Source organism: Bradyrhizobium arachidis, from assembly GCF_024758505.1.
GTDB lineage: Bacteria > Pseudomonadota > Alphaproteobacteria > Rhizobiales > Xanthobacteraceae > Bradyrhizobium > Bradyrhizobium manausense_C.
The window spans coordinates 8,362,434-8,384,266 of the sequence record NZ_CP077970.1 but is presented as its reverse complement, the minus strand read 5'-3'; the positions used below and the strand labels follow the sequence as shown (position 1 = coordinate 8,384,266).

Genomic DNA, 21,833 nt, shown 5'->3' with positions numbered 1-21,833 from the left:
GTCTAGCGCGACCTCGCCGACAGGGCGGACCGTAGCATCGCGGCAAGATCCTGCCGCCGGAACGGTTTCGTCAGGATGAGGGCGTCGCCGACCCCGTCCGGCGCCTTGACGGGATTTTGGCTGTAGCCGGAAGTGAAGAGCACCTTGAGCTCGGGCCGCAGAGCGGTTGCTTGTCTGGCGAGCTCCGGCCCGAACATGCCACCGGGCATCACGACGTCGGTGAACAGCAAGTGGATGTCCCCGGGCCGGCGCAATAATTCCAGCGCTGCGGGTCCGTTCGACGTTGCGATGACGCGGTAGCCGAGCGCCCTCAGCTCGTTCTCGACATAGGCTCGCACCATGTCGTCGTCTTCGACGACGAGAATGGTTTCGCTCCCGTCGGTTGCGACGATCCGCTCGGCTTGTGGCAGATCCTGGTTCAGCGTCGTTGCTATGCGGGGAAAGAACAGCCGGACGACACTGCCTTGTCCTGGTTCGGACTGCATCTGCACGAGTCCGCCGGACTGTTGCGCGAACCCGTAGACCATGCTCAGGCCCAGTCCGGTCCCCTTGCCGACCTCCTTGGTGGTGAAGAACGGCTCGAAGGCGCGGCTCGCCACCTCAGTGGTCATCCCGCTACCGGTGTCCGTCACAGCCACCATCACGTAGTCACCGGGCCGCGGCTCGCCGTTGACGTCGAGGTCGGATTCGCCGAGCGAGGTGTTGCGCACCTCGACTGTCAGCTTGCCGCCTTCCGGCATGGCGTCGCGCGCGTTGAGCACGAGGTTGAGCAGGGACGTTGCCAGTTGGCTGGGATCGACGCTGGTCAGCCATAAATCCGAGTCGAGCGCGAAGCTGCACTCGACGTGCTCGCCCAGGGTCCGACGCAAAAACTGCTCCATGCCGAGAACCTTTTCGGCGATGTCGATCTCTCGCGGCCTCAGGGGCTGCTTGCGCGCGAAGGCAAGCAGGCTCCGTGTCAGGTCGGAGCCGCGTTCGGCGGCGGTCACGATATCGCCGGCGATCCGGTGCAATTCCTTGTTTCCCGCCAGCCTGTCGGCAAGATGCTCCGAGTTGCCGAGAATGACGGTCAAGAGATTGTTGAAATCGTGCGCCACGCCACCGGTAAGCTGGCCCATGGCTTCCATCTTCTGGGATTGGCTGAGCTTCTGGCTGAGGTCCGCGATGGCGGCGCGTTGCTGCTGGAGCGACTCGGCGGTGTCGTTGAGCAAGGTCATCAACCCGCCGAGCTCGCCGCGCGGATGGGGAGGTGGAATTCGCGCGCTGAGATCGCCGAGCCCAAGGTTCTTCGCCATTGTTGCGAGCCGGCCAACCTGGCGCCCGACGCTGACGGTCGCGAGGATCCAGACGCCCGCCAGGAGCAGCAGCGAGGCCACCGCGAGCATCGCCATGTCCTCGTAAAGCCGGCGGTTCGCCGCCGCGACCAGTCCGTCTTTGGACCGTCCGACCATGATGTAGAGACCGGCATCGCGGGTCGAAGGCGAGCGGGCGACGGCCCAGACCTGCGTGCGGCCCCCGCGATCGGTCACCTCTCGAAACGCCGCGTGATCGGGCGTTGCAGCGAAGCGGAACAGGTCGGACCCCGCGATCGACGCGCCGACGGGCTCGCTCCAGCCGCTTCCCGTCGAGGTGACCAGGACCGTTCCCTTGCGGTCGACGAGCAGGATGTCCTTCTCGGCGAGCAGTCGCTTGTGGTGATGCTCCGCGAATTTGCGCAGGTTGAACGAGGCGAGCAGGATGAACTTCAGCGTGCCCGCCTCCGATTGCACGGGATATGCGATCTGGAGCACCGATGTGCCGGTCAGCCGGCCGAACACCGGCTCCAGCGCAACGACATCGCGCGAGACCAGCGCCTGCTTGAAATACGCGCGATCCCTCAGATCGAGGCTGCGGTTGGTCCGCAGCGAGTCGCAGAACAGGCTGCCGTCCGGATCGATGGTCAATATTCCGGTGAATTGCGGATATTCTTCGCGCACTTCCGACAGGAACGCCGAGCATGCCGCCTTGTCGCGCGTGTCGAGGTCGCGCGCACGGGCCAGACCGTAGTGAAGCTGGGCGGTGCCCTGAATCTTCTCGTCCAGATCGCTCGCGATGTCATTGGCCGTCGCAGCCAGATTAGCCAGGGCAGCGTTGATCTCGCTGGTCCGATTCTGCGCGAAACGCAGCCCGACGAGAATCGCCGGCACAAGCATGGCCGCGATGACGAGTATCAGTAACCGGGTACGCAAGCTCATTGGTTGGGCGGTCCGCGCATTGCACGTTCTGGTTCGAATGAGCCAATCTGCGGCACCACCGTCCGTCCAGTCCATAGGGATCGTGCCGAAAAGCCTTCCCTAAGGCACAGATTTCGAGCCGTGCGCATGGCGGATGGTTCCCGGAGGGAGCTCCCGGCGTTACCGCTGCCTTCCCGTCATCCCGGCATCAAGTCGCGCGTGCACGCGGCGCGCGGCGGCGCTAATATCGCGGCCACTCTGCGCGCGACGAATGATCGCGCCGATGTGTGGAGGAAGCCATGTCCATCTCGGGCAAAGTCGATCCGGTGGTGCGCTCCGTGGCGGCGACCGATATCGCCGAAGCGCTGGTCGAAGGACTGCGCGATTTCCAGGCGCTGCCGATCTATGGCCTCGTGTTCGGGGCGCTCTATGCCGCTGGCGGCATCACCATCGTACTCTGCCTCACCGCCTTCGGCATGGTCTATCTCGCCTATCCCCTGGCCGCGGGTTTTGCGCTGATCGGACCGTTCGTCGCGATCGGCCTTTATGAAGTGAGCCGCCGCCGCGAGCGCGGCGAGGCCGTCTCCTTCGGCGCGATCTGGTCCGCGGTGCGCTCGCGCAACGAGATCGGCTGGATGGCCTTCGTCACGCTGTTCGTGTTCGTGATCTGGATGTACCAGGTGCGGCTCCTGATCGCGCTCTTGCTCGGCCTGCACGCCTCGTTCTCGAGTTTTCAGGAGTTCATGACGCTGGTGCTGACGACCAACGAAGGCCTGACCTTTCTCATCATCGGCAACGCAGTCGGCGCCGTGCTGTCGGTGATCCTGTTCTCGTTGACGGTGGTGTCGTTCCCGCTGCTGCTCGACCGCGAGGTCGACTTCGTCACCGCGATGGTGACGAGCGTGCGCGCGGTGGTCACGAGCCCGCTGCCGATGATCGGCTGGGCCGCCGTCATCGTGATGCTCCTGATCGTCTCTGCGCTGCCCTACTTTCTCGGCCTGATCGTGACGCTGCCCGTGCTCGGGCACGCGACGTGGCATCTCTACAGGCGGCTCGTGGAACCGTTGCCGGCCTAGAGCATGATCCGGAAAAGTGCGTAGCGGTTTTCCGAGAAGATCATGCGCAAACAAAGAGCTAAAGCGCGATGACTATTCAACCTAAAACCATCGCGCTTTAGGATCCCGCCTGCAACACAGGTGGAGGAAGCCAATGTCCATCTCTGGCAAAATCGATCCCGTGGTGCGTCCGATTGCGGCGACTGACATCGCCGAAGCGCTTGTGGAGGGCTTGCGAGATTTCCAGGCTCTACCGATCTATGGCCTTGCCTTCGGCGCGCTGTATGCGGCCGGCGGCATCGGCATCATTCTGTGTCTCACCGCCCTTGGCATGGCCTATCTTGCCTATCCGCTGGCAGCGGGTTTTGCGCTGATGGGGCCTTTCGTGGCGATCGGCCTTTATGAAGTCAGCCGTCGGCGCGAGACCGGCCAGCCGGTCTCCTTTGGTGCAATCTGGTCAGCGATCAGGTCGCGCAGCGAGATCGGCTGGATGGCCTTTGTAGCGCTATTCTTTTTCGTGGCTTGGATGTACCAGGTCTGGCTCCTGATCTCGCTCCTGCTGGGACCCCACGCCTCGTTCTCCAGCCTGCAGGAATTCGTGACGGTGGTTCTCACGACCAGTGAAGGCCGGCTGTTCCTCGCCATCGGCAACGCGGTAGGCGCTACGCTGGCGCTGATCCTGTTCTCGCTGACGGTGGTGTCGTTCCCGCTGCTGCTCGACCGCGAGGTCGACTTCGTCACCGCGATGGTGACGAGCGTGCGCGCGGTGGTCACGAGCCCGCTGCCGATGATCGGCTGGGCCGCCGTCATCGTGATGCTCCTGATCGTCTCTGCGCTGCCCTATTTCCTCGGCCTGATCGTCACGCTGCCCGTGCTCGGGCACGCGACGTGGCATCTCTACAGGCGGATCGTGGCACCGGTTTAGAGTCGTCCCGGCGAAGGCCGGGACCCATAACCCCAGGGCGTGGTTGTGGGCTGAACTGGTAACCACGAGTCTTCGCCAAACTTCTCCCTGTGGTTATGGGTCCCGGATCTGCGCTCACTCTTGACGACGCTACACGTCGTCAAGAGTTCGCTTGTCCGGGACGACGGCGGAGATCACGGCACCTTGATCCCCATCGCCTTCAGCGCGTCCAGCATCTTCGCGGGCGGAGCCATCTTGATCTGCGGTGCTTTCCCGGTCTCGAGCAGGCTCTTCAATCCGGAGAGGATCGCGGGCCAGCCGGTGCGGCCGCCGGAGAGGATGTCGTCGCTGAGCGGACGATCGTGACGTTCGCTCATGGTGAGGCGGACGGCCTCGCCGGCTTGCGCGATCTCGTAGGTGACGAGCGTGGTGCCGAGCTTTTCGACGAGGTCCGGCCAGTTGACGTTCCAGCTCACGGTCAGCCGGTTCGGCGGATCATATTCGAGCACCTCGCCACTGATGTGCTCCGAGCCGTCGGGTGCGCGTACCATGAACTTGCCGCCGAGCCGAGGCTCGGTCTCCACCGCAAAGCCCGAGAAATATTTTCGGCTGAATTCCGCCGTCGTCAGCGCCTCCCACACCTTCTCAGGCGTGGACGCGATGTAGATGGTGTAGACCGTCAGCGGCTTGAACTGATCGAGTTTCATCACGCATCGAATCCCTTGTTGAGCGCCGCGCGGGGAATAGCGAGCACCTTGCCGGTCTCCAGCAGGCTTTTGAGCCCGGACAGGATCGCTGGCCATCCATTTGAGACGGCGCCGAGATACTTGCCGCCCTCGACAAAGCCGTCATGCAATACGGTCAAACGCACGAGCGGGCCGAACGGTTCGATGGTGAAGACCACCCGCGAGATCGGTTCGCCGCGCAGCTCTTCGTATTTCTGGTGCTTAAAACTGTAGGACAGGCGCCGCGGCGGATCGGCCTCCAAAATCTCGCCGGAATCGGTGATCTCGCCGTCAAGCGTGAGCGCGAAGGCGGAGCCGACCTTCCAGTCGGACCTGACCTCGGCGCCAAACCAGTAAGCCTGCGTGAATTCGCTCGACGTCAGCGCCTGCCACAGCCTCGTAGGCGTGGTCTCGATGTAGGTGACATAGACGAATTGCGGCTTACTCATCACGCTTCTCCAGTTGACGTTTCAACTCGCTGAGCGCGGCGAGCTTGCTGCGCTCGAATTTCTTGATCCAGCGTTCGCCGATCTGGTGGATCGGCACGGGGTTGAGATAGTGCAGCTTCTCCCTTCCATGCCTGATCGTCGTGATCAGGTTGGCGTCTTCGAGAATCGCAAGGTGCTTTGTGACGGCCTGGCGCGTCATCTCCAGGCCTTCGCAGAGTTCGTTCAGCGTCTGCCCGTTCTCGGCGTGAAGCCTGTCCAAGAGCGACCGTCTGGAAGCGTCGGCCAGCGCTTTGAAGACCTCGTCCATGGCTGACATAATAGGCAACCAAATGGTTGCATGTCAAGATGCGACTTTGGCGGACGCAAATCGCTGTGTTAGCCTTTAGCGTCAGCCAACAAAGATTGGTTCCGGGAGGCCACATGATCGGTCGCGTCCAACTCGCTGCATGCTTCGTCCTTCTCGCGTGCGGCGCCAGTGCCCTGGCGCAGAAGCAGCAGGTGGTCGGCGCGCCGCCCGAAGCCTCCAACATGAAGCTTGTCGGCTTCAACGACCTGCAGGCGCGCAGCGCCTATCAGCCGACCATCCATCACCAGGGCGACCGCTGGATCGCCTATATCGGCCACCATGGCGGCACCGACGACGTACCCGCGCCGGTCAATCCGCTGACGGGGCAGGCCGAACCGAACGGCACCTCGATCGTCGACGTCACCGATCCCGCACGCCCGAAATATCTGCGACACCTGCCGGGCCAGCCCGGCAAGTACGAATCCGGCGGCGCGCAGATGGTGCGCGTCTGCGACGGCAAGTCCCTGCCGAAGGGGGATCCCAATGCGGTCTACATGCTCAGAACCTTCGGCGGCGAAGCGCATGAGATCTGGAACGTCGCCGATCCCAGCAATCCCGTGCTCATCACGCGTATCGCCGGGTTGAAGGACACGCACAAGAACTGGTGGGAGTGCGACACCGGCATTGCCTATCTCGTTTCCGGTGCCCCGGACTGGCGCACGCGCCGCATGACGCAGATCTATGATCTCTCCGATCCCGCGCAGCCGCGGAAGATCAGGGATTTTGGCCTGCCCGGACAGGAGCCGGGCTCGACCGGCGCGGTGCCGACCGAGTTGCACGGGCCGATCTCGACCGGACCTGCCGGCAATCGCGTCTATTTCGGCTATGGCACCAACAAGGGCGGCATCTTGCAGATCGTCGATCGCGAGAAGCTGCTCGGCGGCGGCAAGGAGCCGACGCCGGAGAATCTGCGCTATCCGGAAGTCGCAAAGCTGCCGATGTCCGGCTTCAACGGCGCGCACACGACCTTTCCGATGCTCGACATGCCGATCACGGAGTTCGCGGAGGACAAGGACGGCAAGACCCGCGACATCGTCATGATCGTGGACGAGGCGATTTTGAACGAATGCGCCGAGGCGCGGCAGATGGTGTGGTTTGCCGACGTCACCACCGAGACCCGACCGATGATGATCTCGAGCTTCACGGTGCCGGAGGCGGGCGGAGCATTCTGCCAGCGCGGTGGCCGCTTCGGGTCGCACTCCTCGAACGAAAGCATGGCGCCGGTCTATTACAAGAAGCTCGTCTTCATCGCCTTCTTCAATGCCGGCGTGCGCGTGCTCGATATCCGTGATCCCTATCGCCCAAAGGAGGTCGGTTATTTCATCCCGGCCATCACGCAGGCGACCGACAAGCGCTGCATCCCGATCGAAGGCGGCGAGCGCTGCAAGGTCGCGATCCAGACCAACAATGTCGAAACCGACGACCGCGGCTACATCTACATCGTCGACCGCGCCAATACCGGCATGCATATCCTGGAACTGACCGGAGCGGCGCGTGCCGCCGCCGGCCTGCCGCGGAACTGACATCATGCGGCGCGCTGCAACCATGCTGGTTGCGGTGTTCGCGCTCGGTGCCTTGTCGGGCGTGGGCGCGTATCAGATCGCGCCGTCCCGGCATGGGTCGCATTGGCAGGAGATCGCCTGGCCGTTCCCGCGCGACGGTTGGCCCGCGGGGCGTGCCTTCCGCTGCGACGGCACATCATGCGACGGCGTCGAGCTCTATGTCCGTGCCAAGCGCGGCTTCTGCAATTGCGACCGCGGGGTCGCCGATGACGACGAGGTCGACCGCGTCGCCGACGTCGACCTGATCGCGCCGCGCTTCGCCGCAGTAGCCCGTGGTGAGGTGGTCAAGCTCGGCGAGATGCAGGGGCGGGTGCGGCATTATGCGCTGACCATGCCGGACGGCGCGCAGCGCGCCGCCACCGCCATCGCCGTGTCGCGCCGCTGCGATCTCCTCGTTGCGGTGATGCAGGGGAGGGACGAGCAATCGGCCATGCAGCGCGTGGCCCTCGCGTTTCTCGAGATGGAGGCGATGAGGGCGTGGACTCTCGCGGCGCTGGATGGACGGTGAGGGGAGCGCGTTCGTGCCGCGAACTCCGCCGTCATCACCCGCGAAAGCGGGTGATCCAGTATTCCAGAGGCAGTCGTGGGATACGGAGATGCCGCGGCGTACTGGATACCCCGCTTGCCGCCTACGCTAAAGTTTCGGCGCCCCAAGACCGCGAGCCCCGGCGAAGCCTTGGCGTAGCCGGGTCGCGGGTATGACGTCCGCATTTGTGATGCGCAGGTGTGCCAGCCCAGCTTCCGTTCCCGCCTCCGACATGCATTAATGCCGTCAAACCTGCCAGCGAGTTCCCCCATGATGTCCATGCAAGCCTATCTCGCCTTCCTTGCCGCCTGCATTGCCCTGGCGTTGCTGCCGGGGCCGATCGTGACGCTGGTGATCGCCAACGGCCTGCGCCATGGCACCCGCGCGGCGCTGACCAACGTCGCCGGCGCGCAAGCCGGGCTCGCGATCGTGATCGGCATCGTCGCGATCGGTCTGACCTCGCTGATGGCGACCATGGGCTATTGGTTCGACTGGGTACGCTTTGCCGGTGCGGCCTATCTCGTCTGGCTCGGGATCAAGCTGATCTGGTCGCCGGTCGAAGGCGTCGATGTTGACAAGCCGCCCCCGCCGCCGCGCGGTGGCTTCTTCCTCCAGGGCTTTCTGGTGCTGCTGTCCAATCCGAAGGTGCTGGTGTTCTTCGGTGCGTTCATCCCGCAGTTCATGGACATGAACCAGCCGCACTTCCCGCAAGTGGCGCTGCTCGGCATCACCTTCATGGTCACTGCCGTGATGACCGATGCGCTCTATGCGCTGGCGGCGGGCAGGGCGCGAAGATTCTTCTCGGCCGAGCGCACGCGGGCGATCTCGCGCATCTCCGGCGGCTTCATGATCGGCGGCGGGATCTGGCTGGCGCTGACCCGCGCGAAATAGGGCTGACCTACGTAAATTGAACCTTTTCCGGCAATCGCACGTCCAACCGGGCATTGCCGAAGAAGGATTTTTTGCCGTGCCCGATTTGCCCTGGTTCGTCTATGCGATGCTGCTCGCACCGCTCGGGCTCATTCTCGTTGCGGCCGTGGTCAAGACCTGGGAGGTGCGCGAAGCCAGTCGCTGGCCGAAGACGATGGGCAAGGTGGTCACCTCTGCCGCCGAACTGCGCGAGGTCCGCGTCTCCGACAGCGACCGCGAGGACGGCTACCGCCTGGAGAGCCGCAACTTCGCCAACGTGACTTACGAATACACCGTCTTCGGCCGCAAGCTGCGTTGTAACCGCGTTTCCATCGGTGAGGATCTCGGCAATTTCCAGGTCGCGGAGACGCTGAAGAAATATCCCGTCGGCAGCGTCGTCACCGTCTACTACAATCCGCGCCATCCCGATCGGGCGGTGCTGGAACGCGACATGCCAAAAGGCCTGTGGGGCTGTCTCGGCATCGGCACGGCCATCGTGCTGGCAATCCTGTTCGGCTCGGCCTTCGGCCTCAACAAGAGCTATGAGTACCTCGCGCACCACATCGGCCGCCCCGATCTCGCGGGTCTGGTGGTCGCCTTCGCCGCCTTCGGCTCCGTCATTGCGCTGTTCGCGCTCGCCGTGCGGCGGCAGGCGTCGATCGCGCAGCGCTGGCCGGTGGTGCCGGGCACGATCAAGGTGTCGGAGATGGAGGCGTATCACGAGGCCAGCGACCCCGACAGCAGCAGGCGCGGCGTCGAGATGTTCGGCAAGCGCGTGTCCTATACCTACAGCTATCAGAACGTCAGCTACACCAATGAAGCGGCTCGCGTCGCCGCGAACACGCCGCAGGCCTCGAACAAGATGCTGGAGAAGCTGATGGCACGCTATCAGGACGGCGCCCGCGTCGAGGTCCACGTCAATCCCGACAACCCGGCCGAGGCGACGCTCGACCCAGGCGGTGGCGGCCGTATCGCTTACGTGCTGTGGGGCATCGCCGCGATCTTCGCCGCGCTCGCGCTGTTCGTCGTCACGCGCGGCGGCTAGAGCGTTTTCGAGCGAAGTGGATACCGGTTCGCGTAAAGAAAACGCGTCAAAACAGGAATTTAGACCAGCCCCTCCGCCCGCATCGTTGCTTCGATCTCGCCAAAAATCCGCGCCAGGCGCTCGGCCCATTGCTGCTGGCCGGACTGGTCGGAGATGAGGTCCTGGCGGATCTCGATGCCGGTATTGATCAGGCCGCGCGCTTCGCCATGCACGGGGATGCCGTAGTCGGTGAGGTCGCTCACCGCATAGGGCTCGTTATCGCCGACGACGAGATCGCTCTCCGCGCGCAAATGCTGCAACAAGAGCCGCGGCAGCAACGTGTCGCGATGATAGAGCGTGCCGATGTGCCAGGGCCGCGCGACGCCGGCATAAACAGGCGTAAAGCTGTGCAGCGCCACCAGCACGGTCGGGCGCTTCGCGTGCACGCGCGCATCGATCGCCGCCTTGATGCGCGCATGGTACGGATCGAAAATCTCGCGCCGTCGCGCGTCCCGCGCCCCTCCCGAAATGCCCTCATTGCCGGGAATCGTCGTCGCCTCCGAGATGACGGGAATCGAGCTCGCCACGCCCGGCGGGCGGTTGCAGTCGATCACCAGCCGCGAATAGCGCTGCGCGATCAAATGCGCGTCGAGCATCTTTGCGAGCCGCTCGGCGACGCCGGCAATCCCGATGTCCCAGGCGATGTGCCGCGTCAGCTCGCTTTCGCTGACCCCGAGATCGCCGAGCGCGCGCGGCAAAGCCCGCCCGTGGTGATCCGAGGTGAGCAGGAACGGCGAGCGGCCGTCTGCATTGGCCTCAAACACCGGGAAAATATCGTTCGTTTGGAGGAGTTGATGTGGCGCGTCAGTCGCGTCTAAAGCCATTCCGGTTGCCTATGTAAAAAGCACGTTCCCTTAAAATTGGGCAGCCAACGCTATAGATTAGTCCGCCCAAAATCACCATGATCGACGGACGATGCCGCTGCTGACGATTCATCACAAGACCGAACATGATCGCAAGCGCCACGAGCAGGAGGCACTCGGCGATCCGGGGGAGAGCACGGGGGTCGAGGCCTGCGACAAAGAGCTGGAGACAGAGGATTCGTAGATGGACATCAAGGTCGGCTTCGAGATCGCTTACGCCGCTGCGCAGCCGACGCCGATGGTCATCATGCTCAACATCCATCCCTCGCGCGTGGCCGACATCGTCGGCAAGGAGACGGTCGTCACTGATCCCGACGTGCCGATCCGCTTCTACCACGACAGTTTTGGCAATATCTGCGGCCGCCTCGTTGCGCCCGCCGGCGGCGTCACGCTGATAGGCAGCGCGCTGGTGCGCGACACGGGGCTGCCGGACGAGGTGATGCCATCCGCGCAGCAGGTGCCGATCGAAACGCTGCCGAACGAGCTGCTGCTCTATCTGATGCCGAGCCGCTATTGCGAGACCGACAAGCTCACCGACATCGCCTGGTCGCTGTTCGGCAAGACGGAGCCAGGCTGGGAACGCGTCGCGGCCATCACCGAATTCGTTTATCGCCACGTCACCTTCGGCTACGAACACGCCCATCACATGAAGTCGGCGCATGACGTTTACGAGCAGAGGAGCGGCGTCTGCCGCGATTTTGCGCATCTGGCCGTCGCCCTCTGCCGCTGCATGGGCATCCCGGCGCGCTACTGCACCGGCTATATGGGCGACATCGGCATTCCGCCCGAGCCGTTTCCGATGGATTTTTCCGGCTGGTTTCAGGCGTATCTGTCCGGCAAATGGTTCACTTTCGATGCCCGCCACAACGTCCCGCGCATCGGCCGCATCCTGATAGCGACGGGCCGCGACGCGGCCGACGTCGCGCTGTCGACGAGCTTTGGCCGGATGGAGCTGAAGAAGTTTGTGGTGGTCAGCGATGAGGTGGTGACGGTGGGTTGAAAATGCCGCTAGGTTTCGTCATTCCGGGTTCGACGCTTCGCGTCGCCCCGGAATGACAGTAAGTAACTTCCATGACCTCAGATCGTCTCTTCGTCTACGGCACCCTGATGCGCGGCTTCGACCATCCGATGGCGCGGCTGCTTTCCGCGCATGCCGACTTCATCGGCAGCGCCACCTGCCGAGGCCGGCTCTATCTCATAAAACACTATCCGGGCCTGCTGCTGTCGGACGCGGCCTCCGACGTCGTCCATGGCGAGCTGTTCCGCCTGCGCACGCCGGACGAGCTTTTGCGTGAGTTCGATATGTACGAGGCCTGCGGCGAGGGCTTTTCCGAGCCGACCGAATATCTGCGCAGGCTGATCGACGTGACGCTTGCGGATGGCAGCGCCGACAAGGCCTGGACCTATATCTACAACTGGCCGGTCACCGAACTGCCCCGCATCGAGTCGGGGCGCTTCCTGGAGCACTAAGGCGTCAGCACCTCGCGCACCAGGCGGACGTCGATTTCGTGCTCGACGTAGCGCCATTCCTCGGTCGTGCGCAGCATCGCCACCAGCTCCTCGAACAGCGAAGCATGCGCCGGCGAATATTCGAACCAGGTCAGGAAGTCGAAAGGCTCGCCGAGATCCCGGCAGTGATAGAGCTGCCGTGCGATCGCGGGGAGGAATCGCATGCTGCTGGCGATATGGTGCGACTTGTCCTCAAAAATCGCGCGCCGCTCCTCAGGCGTGAGATCCCACCAGGCCGCGGTCTTCCTGATCGGGATCAGGGCCGCGCAGGTCGCCTCGACGCGTCCGAGCCCGGCCTGTACGGCGAGGAGCTTCTCCTTCTCGGCCCGTTCGGTGTAGCGCAAATGGCTGGCGACGCCGACAAGCCGCCAGGAATTGCGCGACGGCACCAGCGGCAGCGCGATGGCCTCGCTGGATACCACCGACAGCGCCGGCATGAATGGCAGGGGATCGCCCTTGACGGGTGAGATCGAGGTGACGCGCCAACCCCCGCTCTGGCCGCCTCGAAAGGTTGTGAACATGATGCTATCGAAGCGTGGAACCGGGCCGCGATCAAGCGCATCTAGTGCCAATAACGGGGCTGTGCATAGGTCGAATAACTCGGATAAGCCCGACATTCCTGACTTCTCGTCAGGCCGCCCCTATATCCGTAATCGTTCGCCCCGACTCACGCGGTCCGCTAGACTCATTCCATGCGCTTCACGCCCCAATTCCTTGACGAATTGCGTGCCCGGCTTTCGGTCTCCGAAGTCGTGGGCAAGCGCGTGAAGCTGAAGAAGGCGGGGCGGGAGTGGAAGGGGCTGTCGCCATTCCAGCAGGAGAAGACGCCCTCCTTCTACGTCAACGACCAGAAGGGATTTTACCACGACTTCTCCTCCGGCAAGCACGGCGACATCATCTCCTTCGTGATGGAGACCGACGGCCTGCCGTTCGCCGAGGCCGTCGAGCGGCTCGCCGGCATGGCGGGACTGCCGCTGCCGGCGGCAACGCCAGATGCCGCGCGCCACGAGCAGCGCCGTCGGACGCTGCATGACGTCATGGAGCTCGCCGCAAAGTTCTTCTCGGAGACCCTGGCCTCGCGCGTCGGCGCGAAAGCGCGCGGCTATCTCGCCGATCGCGCATTGTCGCCGGCGACGCAGTTGCAGTTCCGCATCGGCTATGCGCCGCCGCCACCCGAGCGCTTCGCGCTGAAGGAGCATCTCGGCAAGCAGGGCGTCTCGGTCGAGGACATGATCGAGACCGGCCTCTTGATCGGCGGCGACGACATTCCCGTGCCCTATGATCGCTTCCGCGATCGCGTGATGTTTCCGATCACGGATCTGCGCGGCCGCGTCATCGCCTTCGGCGGGCGCGCGCTGGAGAAGGACGTTCCAGCCAAATATCTCAACTCGCCGGAGACGCCGCTCTTCCACAAGGGCGACAATCTCTACAACCACCCGACCGCGCGCAAAGCCACGCATGACGGCGCGCCCCTCATCGTGGTCGAGGGCTATGTCGACGTCATCGCCATGGTCACGGCAGGCTTTGCAGGCAGCGTGGCGCCGCTCGGAACTGCGTTGACCGAAAACCAGCTCGCGCTGCTCTGGAAGATGGCGGACGAGCCGATCCTCTGCTTCGACGGCGACAAGGCCGGACAGAAGGCGGCTTATCGTGCTGCGGACCTCGCCTTGCCGTTTCTCGCGCCCGGCAAGAGCCTGCGCTTCGCGCTGTTGCCGGAAGGGCAGGACCCCGACGATCTCGTGCGCTCCGGCGGTCGCGGCGCGGTCGAGGAGGTGCTCGCATCAGCGCGTCCGCTCGCCGACATGATCTGGTCGCGCGAGTTGGAGGGCGGCAGCTTTGTGACGCCCGAGCGCCGCGCTGCGCTTGAAGCGCGCATCAATGAGCTCTCGAACGGCATCCGCGACGAGGTCGTGCGGCGCTACTATCGCCAGGATCTCGCCGAGCGGCTTCAGCGCACCTTTGCTCCCGAGGGCGGGCGCGGCGGCAATTTTGCCGGCCGTGGCAACTTTAGAGGCAATGGCGGCCGCAGTTTTCAGCCGCGCGGCTCTGGCGGCGGCGCGAATCGATTCGCAGGCGCGAACCGCCGCGGCGGCCCGATCCCCACCTCGTTACCGTCAGGCCCCTACCAGGCGGCGAGCCCGCAGCTTGCGGCGAGCCCGATCATGCGGGGACAGCGCAGCGCCGTCTCCCGCCGCGAGGCCCTGATCCTGCAGAGCCTGATCAACCACCCCTGGCTGCTGCACGAGCATTTGGAGGAGGTGGCCGCCCTCGAGCTTGCCCACCCCGAGGCGCACAAGCTCCGGGCCGGCATCATCGCGGCTTTTGCCAATGACCACCACCACAGCCCCGATCCCGGCGAGCAGGCCGAGAAGATGCGCTCCGACCTCGAGAAAGGCGGATTTATCCCGCTTCTTCAAAGGGTTGAGCGGGCCATCACGACCCAGGCGGTGTGGGGCGCGCGGGAGGGCGCGGCACGGGATGACGTTTTGTCAACCTGGCATCAGCTCGTTGCCTTGCATCGGCAATGGCATTCCCTACTTAGGGAGTTGAAGGACGCCGAGCTGGCCTTGGGGGAAGACCCCAGCGAGGCCAATTTGGCATGGCTGCGCGACGTCAAGGCCAGGATGGCCGAAGTCGACGGCACCGAGGCCCTGATCGAGGGGTTTGGCGAGCTGTCGGGCCGGGTCCAGAAGAGCGTGTGAGACAAGAATCATGCGGACGGGAGCGACCGGAACCGCAAAAAGACTCGCCAAATCCAAGGTTTGGCGGCAGAAACAGGGTTAATCGAGGCTTAACGGTCTTGTAGCACTTTGGCCCCAGGCGGCCGCAGGCAAAACAGAGGCGTCAGGAATAAATCCGCGCAATCGCTGTTGGTACTCAACCTGCATTCGCCGGCGACACGAAAGGTGCTCACGAAGCGTTAGGTAAATCCGACGAGATAGGTTTGGGGGTGGCGAACGACGTTTGCGCCGCCCTTTCTGTGTCGAGATCTGGCGAAGCGAGAGCGGCGAGCAACAGGTTCAAGTGAATTCAGGCAGGCGTGCTGCACGCCACCTGCATGATAAGCGCGTTTCAGGAGCAATGGATGGCCACCAAGGCAAAGACGCTGCAGGCGAAGGACAAGGAAAAGGACGACAAGGCAGCGGACGCTCCGGAGAAGGATTCCCAGGACGCTCCCTCGCCCTTGCTCGATCTGTCCGACGCGGCAGTGAAGAAGATGATCAAGCAGGCCAAGAAGCGCGGCTTCGTGACCTTCGATCAGCTCAACGAAGTGCTGCCGTCCGACCAGACCTCGCCCGAACAGATCGAAGACATCATGTCGATGCTCTCTGACATGGGCATCAACGTCACCGAGGCCGACGACGCCGAGGGTGAGGAAGAGGAAAAGGATTCCTCGGACGACGATACCGACAACGAGCTCGTCGAGGTCACGCAGAAGGCCGTCACCGAGGTCAAGAAGAGCGAGCCGGGCGAGCGCACCGACGATCCCGTGCGCATGTATCTGCGCGAGATGGGCACGGTCGAACTGCTCTCCCGCGAAGGCGAAATCGCGATCGCCAAGCGCATCGAGGCCGGCCGCGAGGCGATGATCGCGGGCCTCTGCGAAAGCCCGCTGACCTTCCAGGCCATCATCATCTGGCGCGATGAGCTCAACGAAGGCAAGATCTTCCTGCGCGACATCATCGATCTCGAAGCGACCTATGCCGGTCCCGACGCCAAGGGCGGCATGAACCCGCAGATGATCGGCGGTCCCGCCGGCGAGAACGGCGAGGCACCTGCGGAAGGCGCGGCCGCGGCCGCTGGCGCTGCGCCCGTTGTCGCGCCGCCCGCCGCTCCGCCGTCGCCGACCCCGTTCCGTGCCGCGCCTGCCGCCCCCAATGGTGGCGAAGCCGAGAAGGATCCGGGCGAGGCCGCTGCCGAAGCCGACATGGACGAGGACGACGAGTTCGAGAACCAGATGTCGCTCGCGGCGATCGAGGCCGAGCTCAAGCCGAAGGTCGTCGAGATCTTCGACAAGATCGCCGACAACTACAAGAAGCTACGCAAGCTCCAGGAGCAGGACATCCAGAACCAGCTCGAGAGCACCTCGCACGGGCCGTCGCTCTCGCCGCACCAGGAGCGCAAGTACAGGAAGCTGAAAGACGAGATCATCGTCGAGGTGAAGTCGCTGCGCCTCAACCAGGCGCGTATCGATTCACTGGTCGAGCAGCTCTACGACATCAACAAGCGCCTCGTCTCGCACGAGGGCCGCCTGATGCGGCTCGCCGACAGCCACGGCGTCGCCCGCGACGACTTCCTGCGCAACTACCAGGGCTCTGAGCTCGACCCGCGCTGGCTCAACCGGGTCTCGAAGCTTTCGGCCAAGGGCTGGAAGAACTTCGTCCACCACGAGAAGGACCGCATCAAGGACCTCCGCCACGAGGTGCATCAGCTCGCAGCCCTGACGGGTCTGGAGATCGGCGAATTCCGCAAGATCGTGCACTCCGTACAGAAGGGCGAGCGCGAAGCCCGCCAGGCCAAGAAGGAGATGGTGGAAGCCAACCTCCGTTTGGTGATCTCGATCGCGAAGAAGTACACCAACCGCGGCCTGCAGTTCCTCGACCTGATCCAGGAAGGCAACATCGGCCTGATGAAGGCCGTCGACAAGTTCGAGTACCGCCGCGGCTACAAGTTCTCGACCTACGCCACGTGGTGGATCCGGCAGGCGATCACCCGCTCGATCGCCGACCAGGCGCGCACCATCCGCATCCCCGTGCACATGATCGAGACGATCAACAAGATCGTGCGTACCTCGCGCCAGATGCTGAACGAGATCGGCCGCGAGCCGACCCCGGAAGAGCTTGCCGAGAAGCTCGGCATGCCCCTGGAGAAGGTGCGCAAGGTCCTCAAGATCGCCAAGGAGCCCTTGTCGCTCGAGACGCCGGTCGGTGACGAAGAGGATTCGCACCTCGGCGATTTCATCGAGGACAAGAACGCGATCCTCCCCATCGACGCCGCGATCCAGTCGAACCTGCGCGAGACCACCACGCGCGTGCTCGCCTCGCTCACCCCGCGCGAAGAGCGCGTGCTCCGCATGCGCTTCGGCATCGGCATGAACACCGACCACACGCTGGAAGAAGTCGGCCAGCAGTTCAGCGTGACGCGCGAACGCATCCGCCAGATCGAAGCCAAGGCGCTGCGGAAGCTGAAGCATCCGTCGCGGTCGAGGAAGCTGCGGAGCTTCCTGGATAACTGATCGAGATTGTCATGCCCGGGCTTGACCCGGGCAACCATCGGACACAGCGGCGGGCGAAGGCCCGCCGTTTGTTTGACGAGGGCCTAAAGCATGATCCGGAAAAGTGCGCAGCGGTTTTCCGAGAAGATCATGCTCAAACAAAGAGCTAAAGCGCGGTGACGATTCAACCTAAAGCCATCGCGCTTTAGCGTCATAAGATCCTGCGCGACATGCGACATGCCGTTGGGATGACGGGCGTTCGACCAGTTGCACCCACCGCGAATGCGCCTGTGCAAGCGGCGGTGCAGTGGATCTGTCGCAGGTTTTTGGGCTCTCAGGAAATTCTGCAAAGATCCGCCTTGTTTTGATCGCGGTCGGTGCGCACGGTTCCCGCCGTGCATCACACATTCAATCGGCAAACCGACATAGGCGAGTCTGCGGCCGGCATCATGCGGGCGAGTGCCGCGGCAAACTGGCCGCCGCTTCGCCGGTTCATCGTCGGCGAATGGCGTCTGGGGCGCTTCATGGCGCGGCGCCGGTCGACGGCGTGGCTCTATGAATTCCTTCGCTTCGGCGTCAAGCAAGGCTGGGCGTGCCTTTTCGGTGGCTTCGCGGTCGCGTCGATGATTGCGACCTACCGGCTCTATCCGGCGAATGCGCCGCTCGCGCGCTATGATTTCCTGCTTCTCTGCATGATTGCCGTGCAATTGGCCCTGCTTGCGAGTCGTCTGGAGACGGTCGACGAAGCCAAGGTCATCGTCATCTACCATGTCGTCGGCACGGTGATGGAGATCTTCAAGACTTCGATGGGCTCGTGGATCTATCCCGAGCCAAGCTTGTTCCGGATCGGCGGCGTGCCCCTGTTCACCGGCTTCATGTATTCGTGCATCGGAAGTTACCTATGCCGCGCATGGCGCCTGTTCGATTTCCGCTTCGAGCGGCACCCGTCGCGCTCGGCGCTCATTGCGCTGAGCATTGCAATCTATCTGAACTTCTTCGCGCATCATTTCGTGGTAGATCTGCGCGTTCTGCTCTTTGTCGTAGCGGCTCTGGTGTTCGGACGCACCACCATCTACTTCAAGGTCTGGGCCGACTACCGCTCCATGCCCCTGCCTCTCGGCCTCGTGCTGGTGTCGTCGTTCATCTGGTTTGCCGAGAACATCGGCACCTACACCAGAATCTGGCTCTACCCGTCCCAGCAGCACGCATGGGCGCTGGTATCGCCCGCCAAGTTCGGCTCGTGGTTCCTACTCCTCATCATCAGCTACACGTTGGTGAGCCTGGTCAATGCGCCGCGCGCCACGCTGGAGCCGGAAGTTGCAAAGGTGGCTTCCGGCGAGGCAGAGCGGCAAGCTGCGTAGTCCGGCCCGCCGGCTTGTACTTCCGACACGAAAGGCGCTTCGATAATGCCGGCCAATCTCACCGTCTACTACAACACCCGCTGCCCCGTCTGCGACGCCGGCATCGACTGGCAGCGCAACAAGCTGCTGGCGCTGGTGCGCGCGGGCACGGTAGAGTTCAAGGATATCAACGAGCAGCCCGATGTACTGGCGCAGTTTGGCGCCTCGCTCGACGACATCAGGCGCCGCCTGCATGCGACCGATGAGGCCGGCCGGCTCATCGTCGGCGCGGATGTCGCGATTGCGCTGTGGCGGATAACGCCGGGGGAGGGGTGGCTTGCGGCGCTGTTCGGCAATCGCGTGGCGCTGCCGTTCACGCGCTTCTTCTATGACCGCTTTGCCGATCTGCTGTTTGCCTGGAACAAGTGGAGCGGGCGTTGGTGAGCGTGCGTCTTTGCCCGCCTATTTCTTCTTCGCGCCGACCCGCTCGATCCGCTTGATCCCCAGCGCCGGTCGCCCCGACTTCTCGGCGATCTCACGGTCCTGCTCCATGATGAAGCCGCGCGCGGGTTCGTCGCCGTCGAGGCCGTCGAGCAGCTCAGTGGGCACGCGGCGGTTGGAGCGTTGGGAATCGTCTTCATAGACGACGTTGAAAAAGGCGAACTCGCCTTTGGGGTTGGTTCCGGGTTTTTTGGCCATGGCCGCTTGTGGTCGAGAAGGGCGCCACGGTCAAATGATATTGCGGGTCTTCAGCGCGGAGCCCGGGCCTGCGGAGCTCCCGCGCCATCGATCGACGAAAGTGATTGCTGGGGTCGAAGCCTCACGCGCCTCGAAAGGTCTGATACGACACCGCAATGACGCCCTTGCCTCAGTAGGCGGCGGGCCGAAAGCCCGCCGTTTATTCTTGTGCCGGCTCCGCTCGGGTGCCGTGGCAAGAGGTCACACTGTCATCCCGACGACCCCGCACACGGACAACTTGAAGGCGATCGTCGACAGGTGTATCGTAGATAAAAAGCATTTTTAGGTTGAAATTACTTACCTAGTTCATTGACCGCGCGCCGGCGTGCGCGGACGTCTCTATTCGTTGTTCGTTGCCGAGGGCGGATCATGGCAAGCATCCCCAAATCTGATGGTGGCAGCCTGAGCGACTTCGCCGCTGCCGCCGACGACAGCGTGCGAGCGACTTTCACGGGAGGCAGGGGGCTCGGAGAGTTCCTCCAGACCATCGACAAGCTGACACCGGAAGAGATTGATCTGCTCGTCGACCAGGCCATCAAGCTGCTGGAGGGATTCTATGCGCACCTGCCCCTCAAGCGAGCGATGCACGGGGTGGATCCGTTGCAGCGTCTGCGCCTTCTGCAGCGCAGGCTGCCCCAGCTCGCCAGCGAGATCGCGTTTCATCACGAGATGACGGATATCTTCACCTCGCTTCGCGATCTTCACACCAACTACATACTGCCATCCCACTTTTCCCAGATGACGGCGTTCCTGCCGTTCCGTGTCGAAGCATGTTTCGACGGCGGCCGGCGCAAATACATCGTTGCGCAAACCGTCCAGGGCTTTAGCCATGCGACCTTCGTCCCCGGCGTCGAGCTCACCTATTGGAACGGCGTGCCGATCGATCGCGCGGTGGAGATTGCAGCCTCCTATCATGCGGGCAGCAACCCGGCGGCGCGCCACGCGCGCGGCGTTGCGGGTCTGACGAAGCGCGCCATGAACATCTCGCCGCCTCCCGACGAGGAATGGGTGGTGATCGGCTACACGGATCTTGCCGGGAATGCGCTGGAGTTTCGCGCCGACTGGGCCATCATCGGACTTCCGCCTGAAGCGGATGCGGTGGCTCCCGACGTCCCCAGTGCCGCAGCGGCCGCGCTGGGGTTGGATCTGGAAGGCGATACATTCCGGCGGATCAACAAGCTGCTGTTCGCCCAGCACGTGATCAAGGCCAAGCGCGACCTCGAATCGGCACGTATCAACGCCCGGGTGACGAGCATGGCGGCCGGCGCGGCACCGGGGGAGACCGCGGCAGCGGAAACCGTGGCAGTCGAAAGCGCCGTGAGCGGCACGCAGTCCACCATGCCCGACGTATTCTCCGCCCAGGTCGTCAATTCAGGCGGAAAGGCCTACGCCTATGTGCGGATCTTCACGTTCTCCGTCGGCGACGACGTCGCGTTCGTCAACGAGTTCCTCCGTCTCATAGATCTTCCCGAGATGCCGAAGAACGGGCTCATCGTCGACGTTCGCGGCAATGGCGGCGGATTGATCTGGGCGGGCGAGCGGCTGCTTCAACTGCTGACGCCCAGGACCATCGAACCGTGCAGGCTGCAGTTCATCAACACCAGGCCCAACGCGACGCTTTGCAAGTCCGTCGACCAGTTGAAGAGCTGGGCGCCTTCGCTCGACCGGGCGGTCGAGACGGGAGCGGCATTCTCCGCCGCCTTCCCGATCACTGCTCCCGAGCGCTGCAATGACATCGGACAGCGCTACTACGGCCCCGTCCTCCTGATCACTGATGCACGCTGTTACAGCACGACCGATATCTTTTCGGCTGGATTCCAGGATCACAAGATCGGACGGATCCTCGGCACCGACAGAAATACGGGCGCGGGTGGCGCCAATGTCTGGACGCTCGAGCTCATTCGCCAGTTCTTCGCGGCCGGAGGAAATCCGTCGCCGCTCGATCAACTGCCGAAGGGCGCGAGCATGCGCGTAGCGATACGGAGAACGCTGCGCGTCGGCGATGAAGCCGGCACCGAGCTGGAAGAACTCGGCGTCACGCCCAATGCCGAGCATAAGCTCACGCGCAACGACGTCCTCAATAACAATCCGGACTTGCTCGCGCGCGCTGCCGCGGAGCTCGCGGGACTGACCGAACCGGTCCGAAGGTTCGAGGTCAAGTCGGCTCGAGCGAACGACAAGTTGTCGTTCGAACTCGCGACCGACAATGTCGACTACGTCGATGTCTTCGTCGAGGGACGGCCGCGCGGTTCGAGGAATGTCGCTGATCGTGCCGTCAAATTTGTTTTGCCTGAGAACCAGGAGTTCAGGCTCTCAGCTTCGGCGATGAGCATTGAATTGCGAGGTTACGCCGGCGGCAAGCTCGTCTGCTGTCGCCGATTGCAGGCCTGACGGA

Annotated in this window: 21 protein-coding genes; 14 read left to right on the top strand and 7 right to left on the bottom strand. The window is 63.6% G+C overall.

Features of this window, described 5'->3' with window-relative positions:
• Positions 1–2 precede the first annotated feature (2 nt).
• Positions 3–2,234, bottom strand: coding sequence for an ATP-binding protein (locus KUF59_RS38895; RefSeq protein ID WP_212458559.1), 2,232 nt, complete (start codon positions 2,232–2,234; stop codon positions 3–5).
• A 278-nt stretch (positions 2,235–2,512) separates the two neighbouring features.
• On the opposite strand from KUF59_RS38895, the gene KUF59_RS38890 reads away from it, so the two are divergent.
• The gene (locus KUF59_RS38890) at positions 2,513–3,289 is read left to right on the top strand and encodes a DUF2189 domain-containing protein (RefSeq protein WP_258767919.1); all 777 of its coding nucleotides are present in this window, start codon (positions 2,513–2,515) and stop codon (positions 3,287–3,289) included.
• Between the two features lie 133 nt (positions 3,290–3,422).
• The gene (locus KUF59_RS38885) at positions 3,423–4,193 is read left to right on the top strand and encodes a DUF2189 domain-containing protein (RefSeq protein ID WP_258767918.1); all 771 of its coding nucleotides are present in this window, start codon (positions 3,423–3,425) and stop codon (positions 4,191–4,193) included.
• Positions 4,194–4,366: 173 nt separating this feature from the next.
• Here the strand turns inward: KUF59_RS38885 and KUF59_RS38880 are convergent, their stop codons facing one another.
• From KUF59_RS38880 to KUF59_RS38870, 3 genes are read right to left on the bottom strand one after another with little or no spacing between them, the layout of a single operon-like run.
• A complete protein-coding gene (locus KUF59_RS38880) occupies positions 4,367–4,879 on the bottom strand; it encodes an SRPBCC family protein (protein ID WP_212461995.1) in 513 nt (170 codons plus the stop codon).
• Entirely contained in the window at positions 4,879–5,346 is a 468-nt protein-coding gene (locus tag KUF59_RS38875) for an SRPBCC family protein (RefSeq protein ID WP_212461882.1), read from the bottom strand. Before KUF59_RS38875 ends, KUF59_RS38880 begins: the two co-directional genes overlap by 1 nt.
• A complete protein-coding gene (locus KUF59_RS38870; RefSeq protein ID WP_140977353.1) occupies positions 5,339–5,653 on the bottom strand; it encodes an ArsR/SmtB family transcription factor in 315 nt (104 codons plus the stop codon). The genes KUF59_RS38875 and KUF59_RS38870 overlap by 8 nt, the downstream gene beginning before the upstream one ends.
• 113 nt (positions 5,654–5,766) lie before the next feature.
• Here KUF59_RS38870 and KUF59_RS38865 point away from each other — a divergent pair, with 113 nt between their 5' ends.
• The 4 genes from KUF59_RS38865 (at position 5,767) to KUF59_RS38850 (ending at position 9,734) form a co-directional block, all read left to right on the top strand.
• Positions 5,767–7,215 carry an LVIVD repeat-containing protein gene (locus KUF59_RS38865; protein ID WP_212461883.1) on the top strand — a complete coding sequence of 483 codons (1,449 nt, stop codon included), beginning with the start codon at positions 5,767–5,769 and terminating at the stop codon, positions 7,213–7,215.
• 4 nt (positions 7,216–7,219) lie between these two features.
• Complete coding sequence (locus KUF59_RS38860) at positions 7,220–7,762, top strand: hypothetical protein (protein ID WP_212461884.1); 543 nt, start codon at positions 7,220–7,222, stop codon at positions 7,760–7,762.
• Positions 7,763–8,050: 288 nt separating this feature from the next.
• On the top strand, positions 8,051–8,671 hold the full coding sequence (locus KUF59_RS38855) for a LysE family translocator (protein ID WP_212461885.1): 621 nt from the start codon (positions 8,051–8,053) through the stop codon (positions 8,669–8,671).
• A gap of 76 nt (positions 8,672–8,747) precedes the next feature.
• Positions 8,748–9,734 carry a DUF3592 domain-containing protein gene (locus tag KUF59_RS38850; protein WP_212461886.1) on the top strand — a complete coding sequence of 329 codons (987 nt, stop codon included), beginning with the start codon at positions 8,748–8,750 and terminating at the stop codon, positions 9,732–9,734.
• Positions 9,735–9,793: 59 nt separating this feature from the next.
• Here the strand turns inward: KUF59_RS38850 and KUF59_RS38845 are convergent, their stop codons facing one another.
• Positions 9,794–10,597: an N-formylglutamate amidohydrolase gene (locus tag KUF59_RS38845; RefSeq protein ID WP_212461887.1), complete on the bottom strand. Its 804-nt coding sequence runs from the start codon at positions 10,595–10,597 to the stop codon at positions 9,794–9,796.
• 91 nt (positions 10,598–10,688) lie between these two features.
• On the opposite strand from KUF59_RS38845, the gene KUF59_RS38840 reads away from it, so the two are divergent.
• From KUF59_RS38840 to KUF59_RS38830, 3 genes are all read left to right on the top strand, one after another.
• Positions 10,689–10,820, top strand: a complete 132-nt coding sequence (locus tag KUF59_RS38840; protein ID WP_258767917.1) for a hypothetical protein — start codon at positions 10,689–10,691, stop codon at positions 10,818–10,820.
• The gene (locus tag KUF59_RS38835) at positions 10,821–11,636 is read left to right on the top strand and encodes a transglutaminase-like domain-containing protein (RefSeq protein ID WP_258767916.1); all 816 of its coding nucleotides are present in this window, start codon (positions 10,821–10,823) and stop codon (positions 11,634–11,636) included.
• A gap of 71 nt (positions 11,637–11,707) precedes the next feature.
• Entirely contained in the window at positions 11,708–12,106 is a 399-nt protein-coding gene (locus tag KUF59_RS38830; RefSeq protein WP_212461889.1) for a gamma-glutamylcyclotransferase family protein, read from the top strand.
• Here the strand turns inward: KUF59_RS38830 and KUF59_RS38825 are convergent.
• Positions 12,103–12,666 carry a chlorite dismutase family protein gene (locus tag KUF59_RS38825; protein WP_212461890.1) on the bottom strand — a complete coding sequence of 188 codons (564 nt, stop codon included), beginning with the start codon at positions 12,664–12,666 and terminating at the stop codon, positions 12,103–12,105. The genes KUF59_RS38830 and KUF59_RS38825 overlap by 4 nt on opposite strands.
• Before the next feature lie 171 nt (positions 12,667–12,837).
• On the opposite strand from KUF59_RS38825, the gene dnaG reads away from it, so the two are divergent.
• The 4 genes from dnaG to KUF59_RS38805 all read left to right on the top strand — a co-directional run bounded on the left by dnaG (position 12,838) and on the right by KUF59_RS38805 (position 19,144).
• The gene (gene dnaG, locus KUF59_RS38820) at positions 12,838–14,847 is read left to right on the top strand and encodes a DNA primase (RefSeq protein ID WP_212461891.1); all 2,010 of its coding nucleotides are present in this window, start codon (positions 12,838–12,840) and stop codon (positions 14,845–14,847) included.
• Between the two features lie 383 nt (positions 14,848–15,230).
• Positions 15,231–17,381: an RNA polymerase sigma factor RpoD gene (rpoD, locus tag KUF59_RS38815; RefSeq protein WP_212461892.1), complete on the top strand. Its 2,151-nt coding sequence runs from the start codon at positions 15,231–15,233 to the stop codon at positions 17,379–17,381.
• A gap of 428 nt (positions 17,382–17,809) precedes the next feature.
• Positions 17,810–18,721 (top strand): DUF817 domain-containing protein, encoded by a 912-nt coding sequence (locus KUF59_RS38810; RefSeq protein ID WP_212461893.1) that lies wholly within the window; start codon positions 17,810–17,812, stop codon positions 18,719–18,721.
• Between the two features lie 45 nt (positions 18,722–18,766).
• Positions 18,767–19,144, top strand: coding sequence for a thiol-disulfide oxidoreductase DCC family protein (locus KUF59_RS38805; RefSeq protein WP_212461894.1), 378 nt, complete (start codon positions 18,767–18,769; stop codon positions 19,142–19,144).
• An 18-nt stretch (positions 19,145–19,162) separates the two neighbouring features.
• Here KUF59_RS38805 and KUF59_RS38800 read toward each other — a convergent pair whose 3' ends face one another.
• Positions 19,163–19,399: a hypothetical protein gene (locus KUF59_RS38800; RefSeq protein WP_212461895.1), complete on the bottom strand. Its 237-nt coding sequence runs from the start codon at positions 19,397–19,399 to the stop codon at positions 19,163–19,165.
• A gap of 408 nt (positions 19,400–19,807) precedes the next feature.
• Between KUF59_RS38800 and KUF59_RS38795 the strand changes: the two genes are divergently transcribed.
• Complete coding sequence (locus KUF59_RS38795; RefSeq protein WP_212461896.1) at positions 19,808–21,829, top strand: S41 family peptidase; 2,022 nt, start codon at positions 19,808–19,810, stop codon at positions 21,827–21,829.
• Positions 21,830–21,833: the final 4 nt, after the last annotated feature.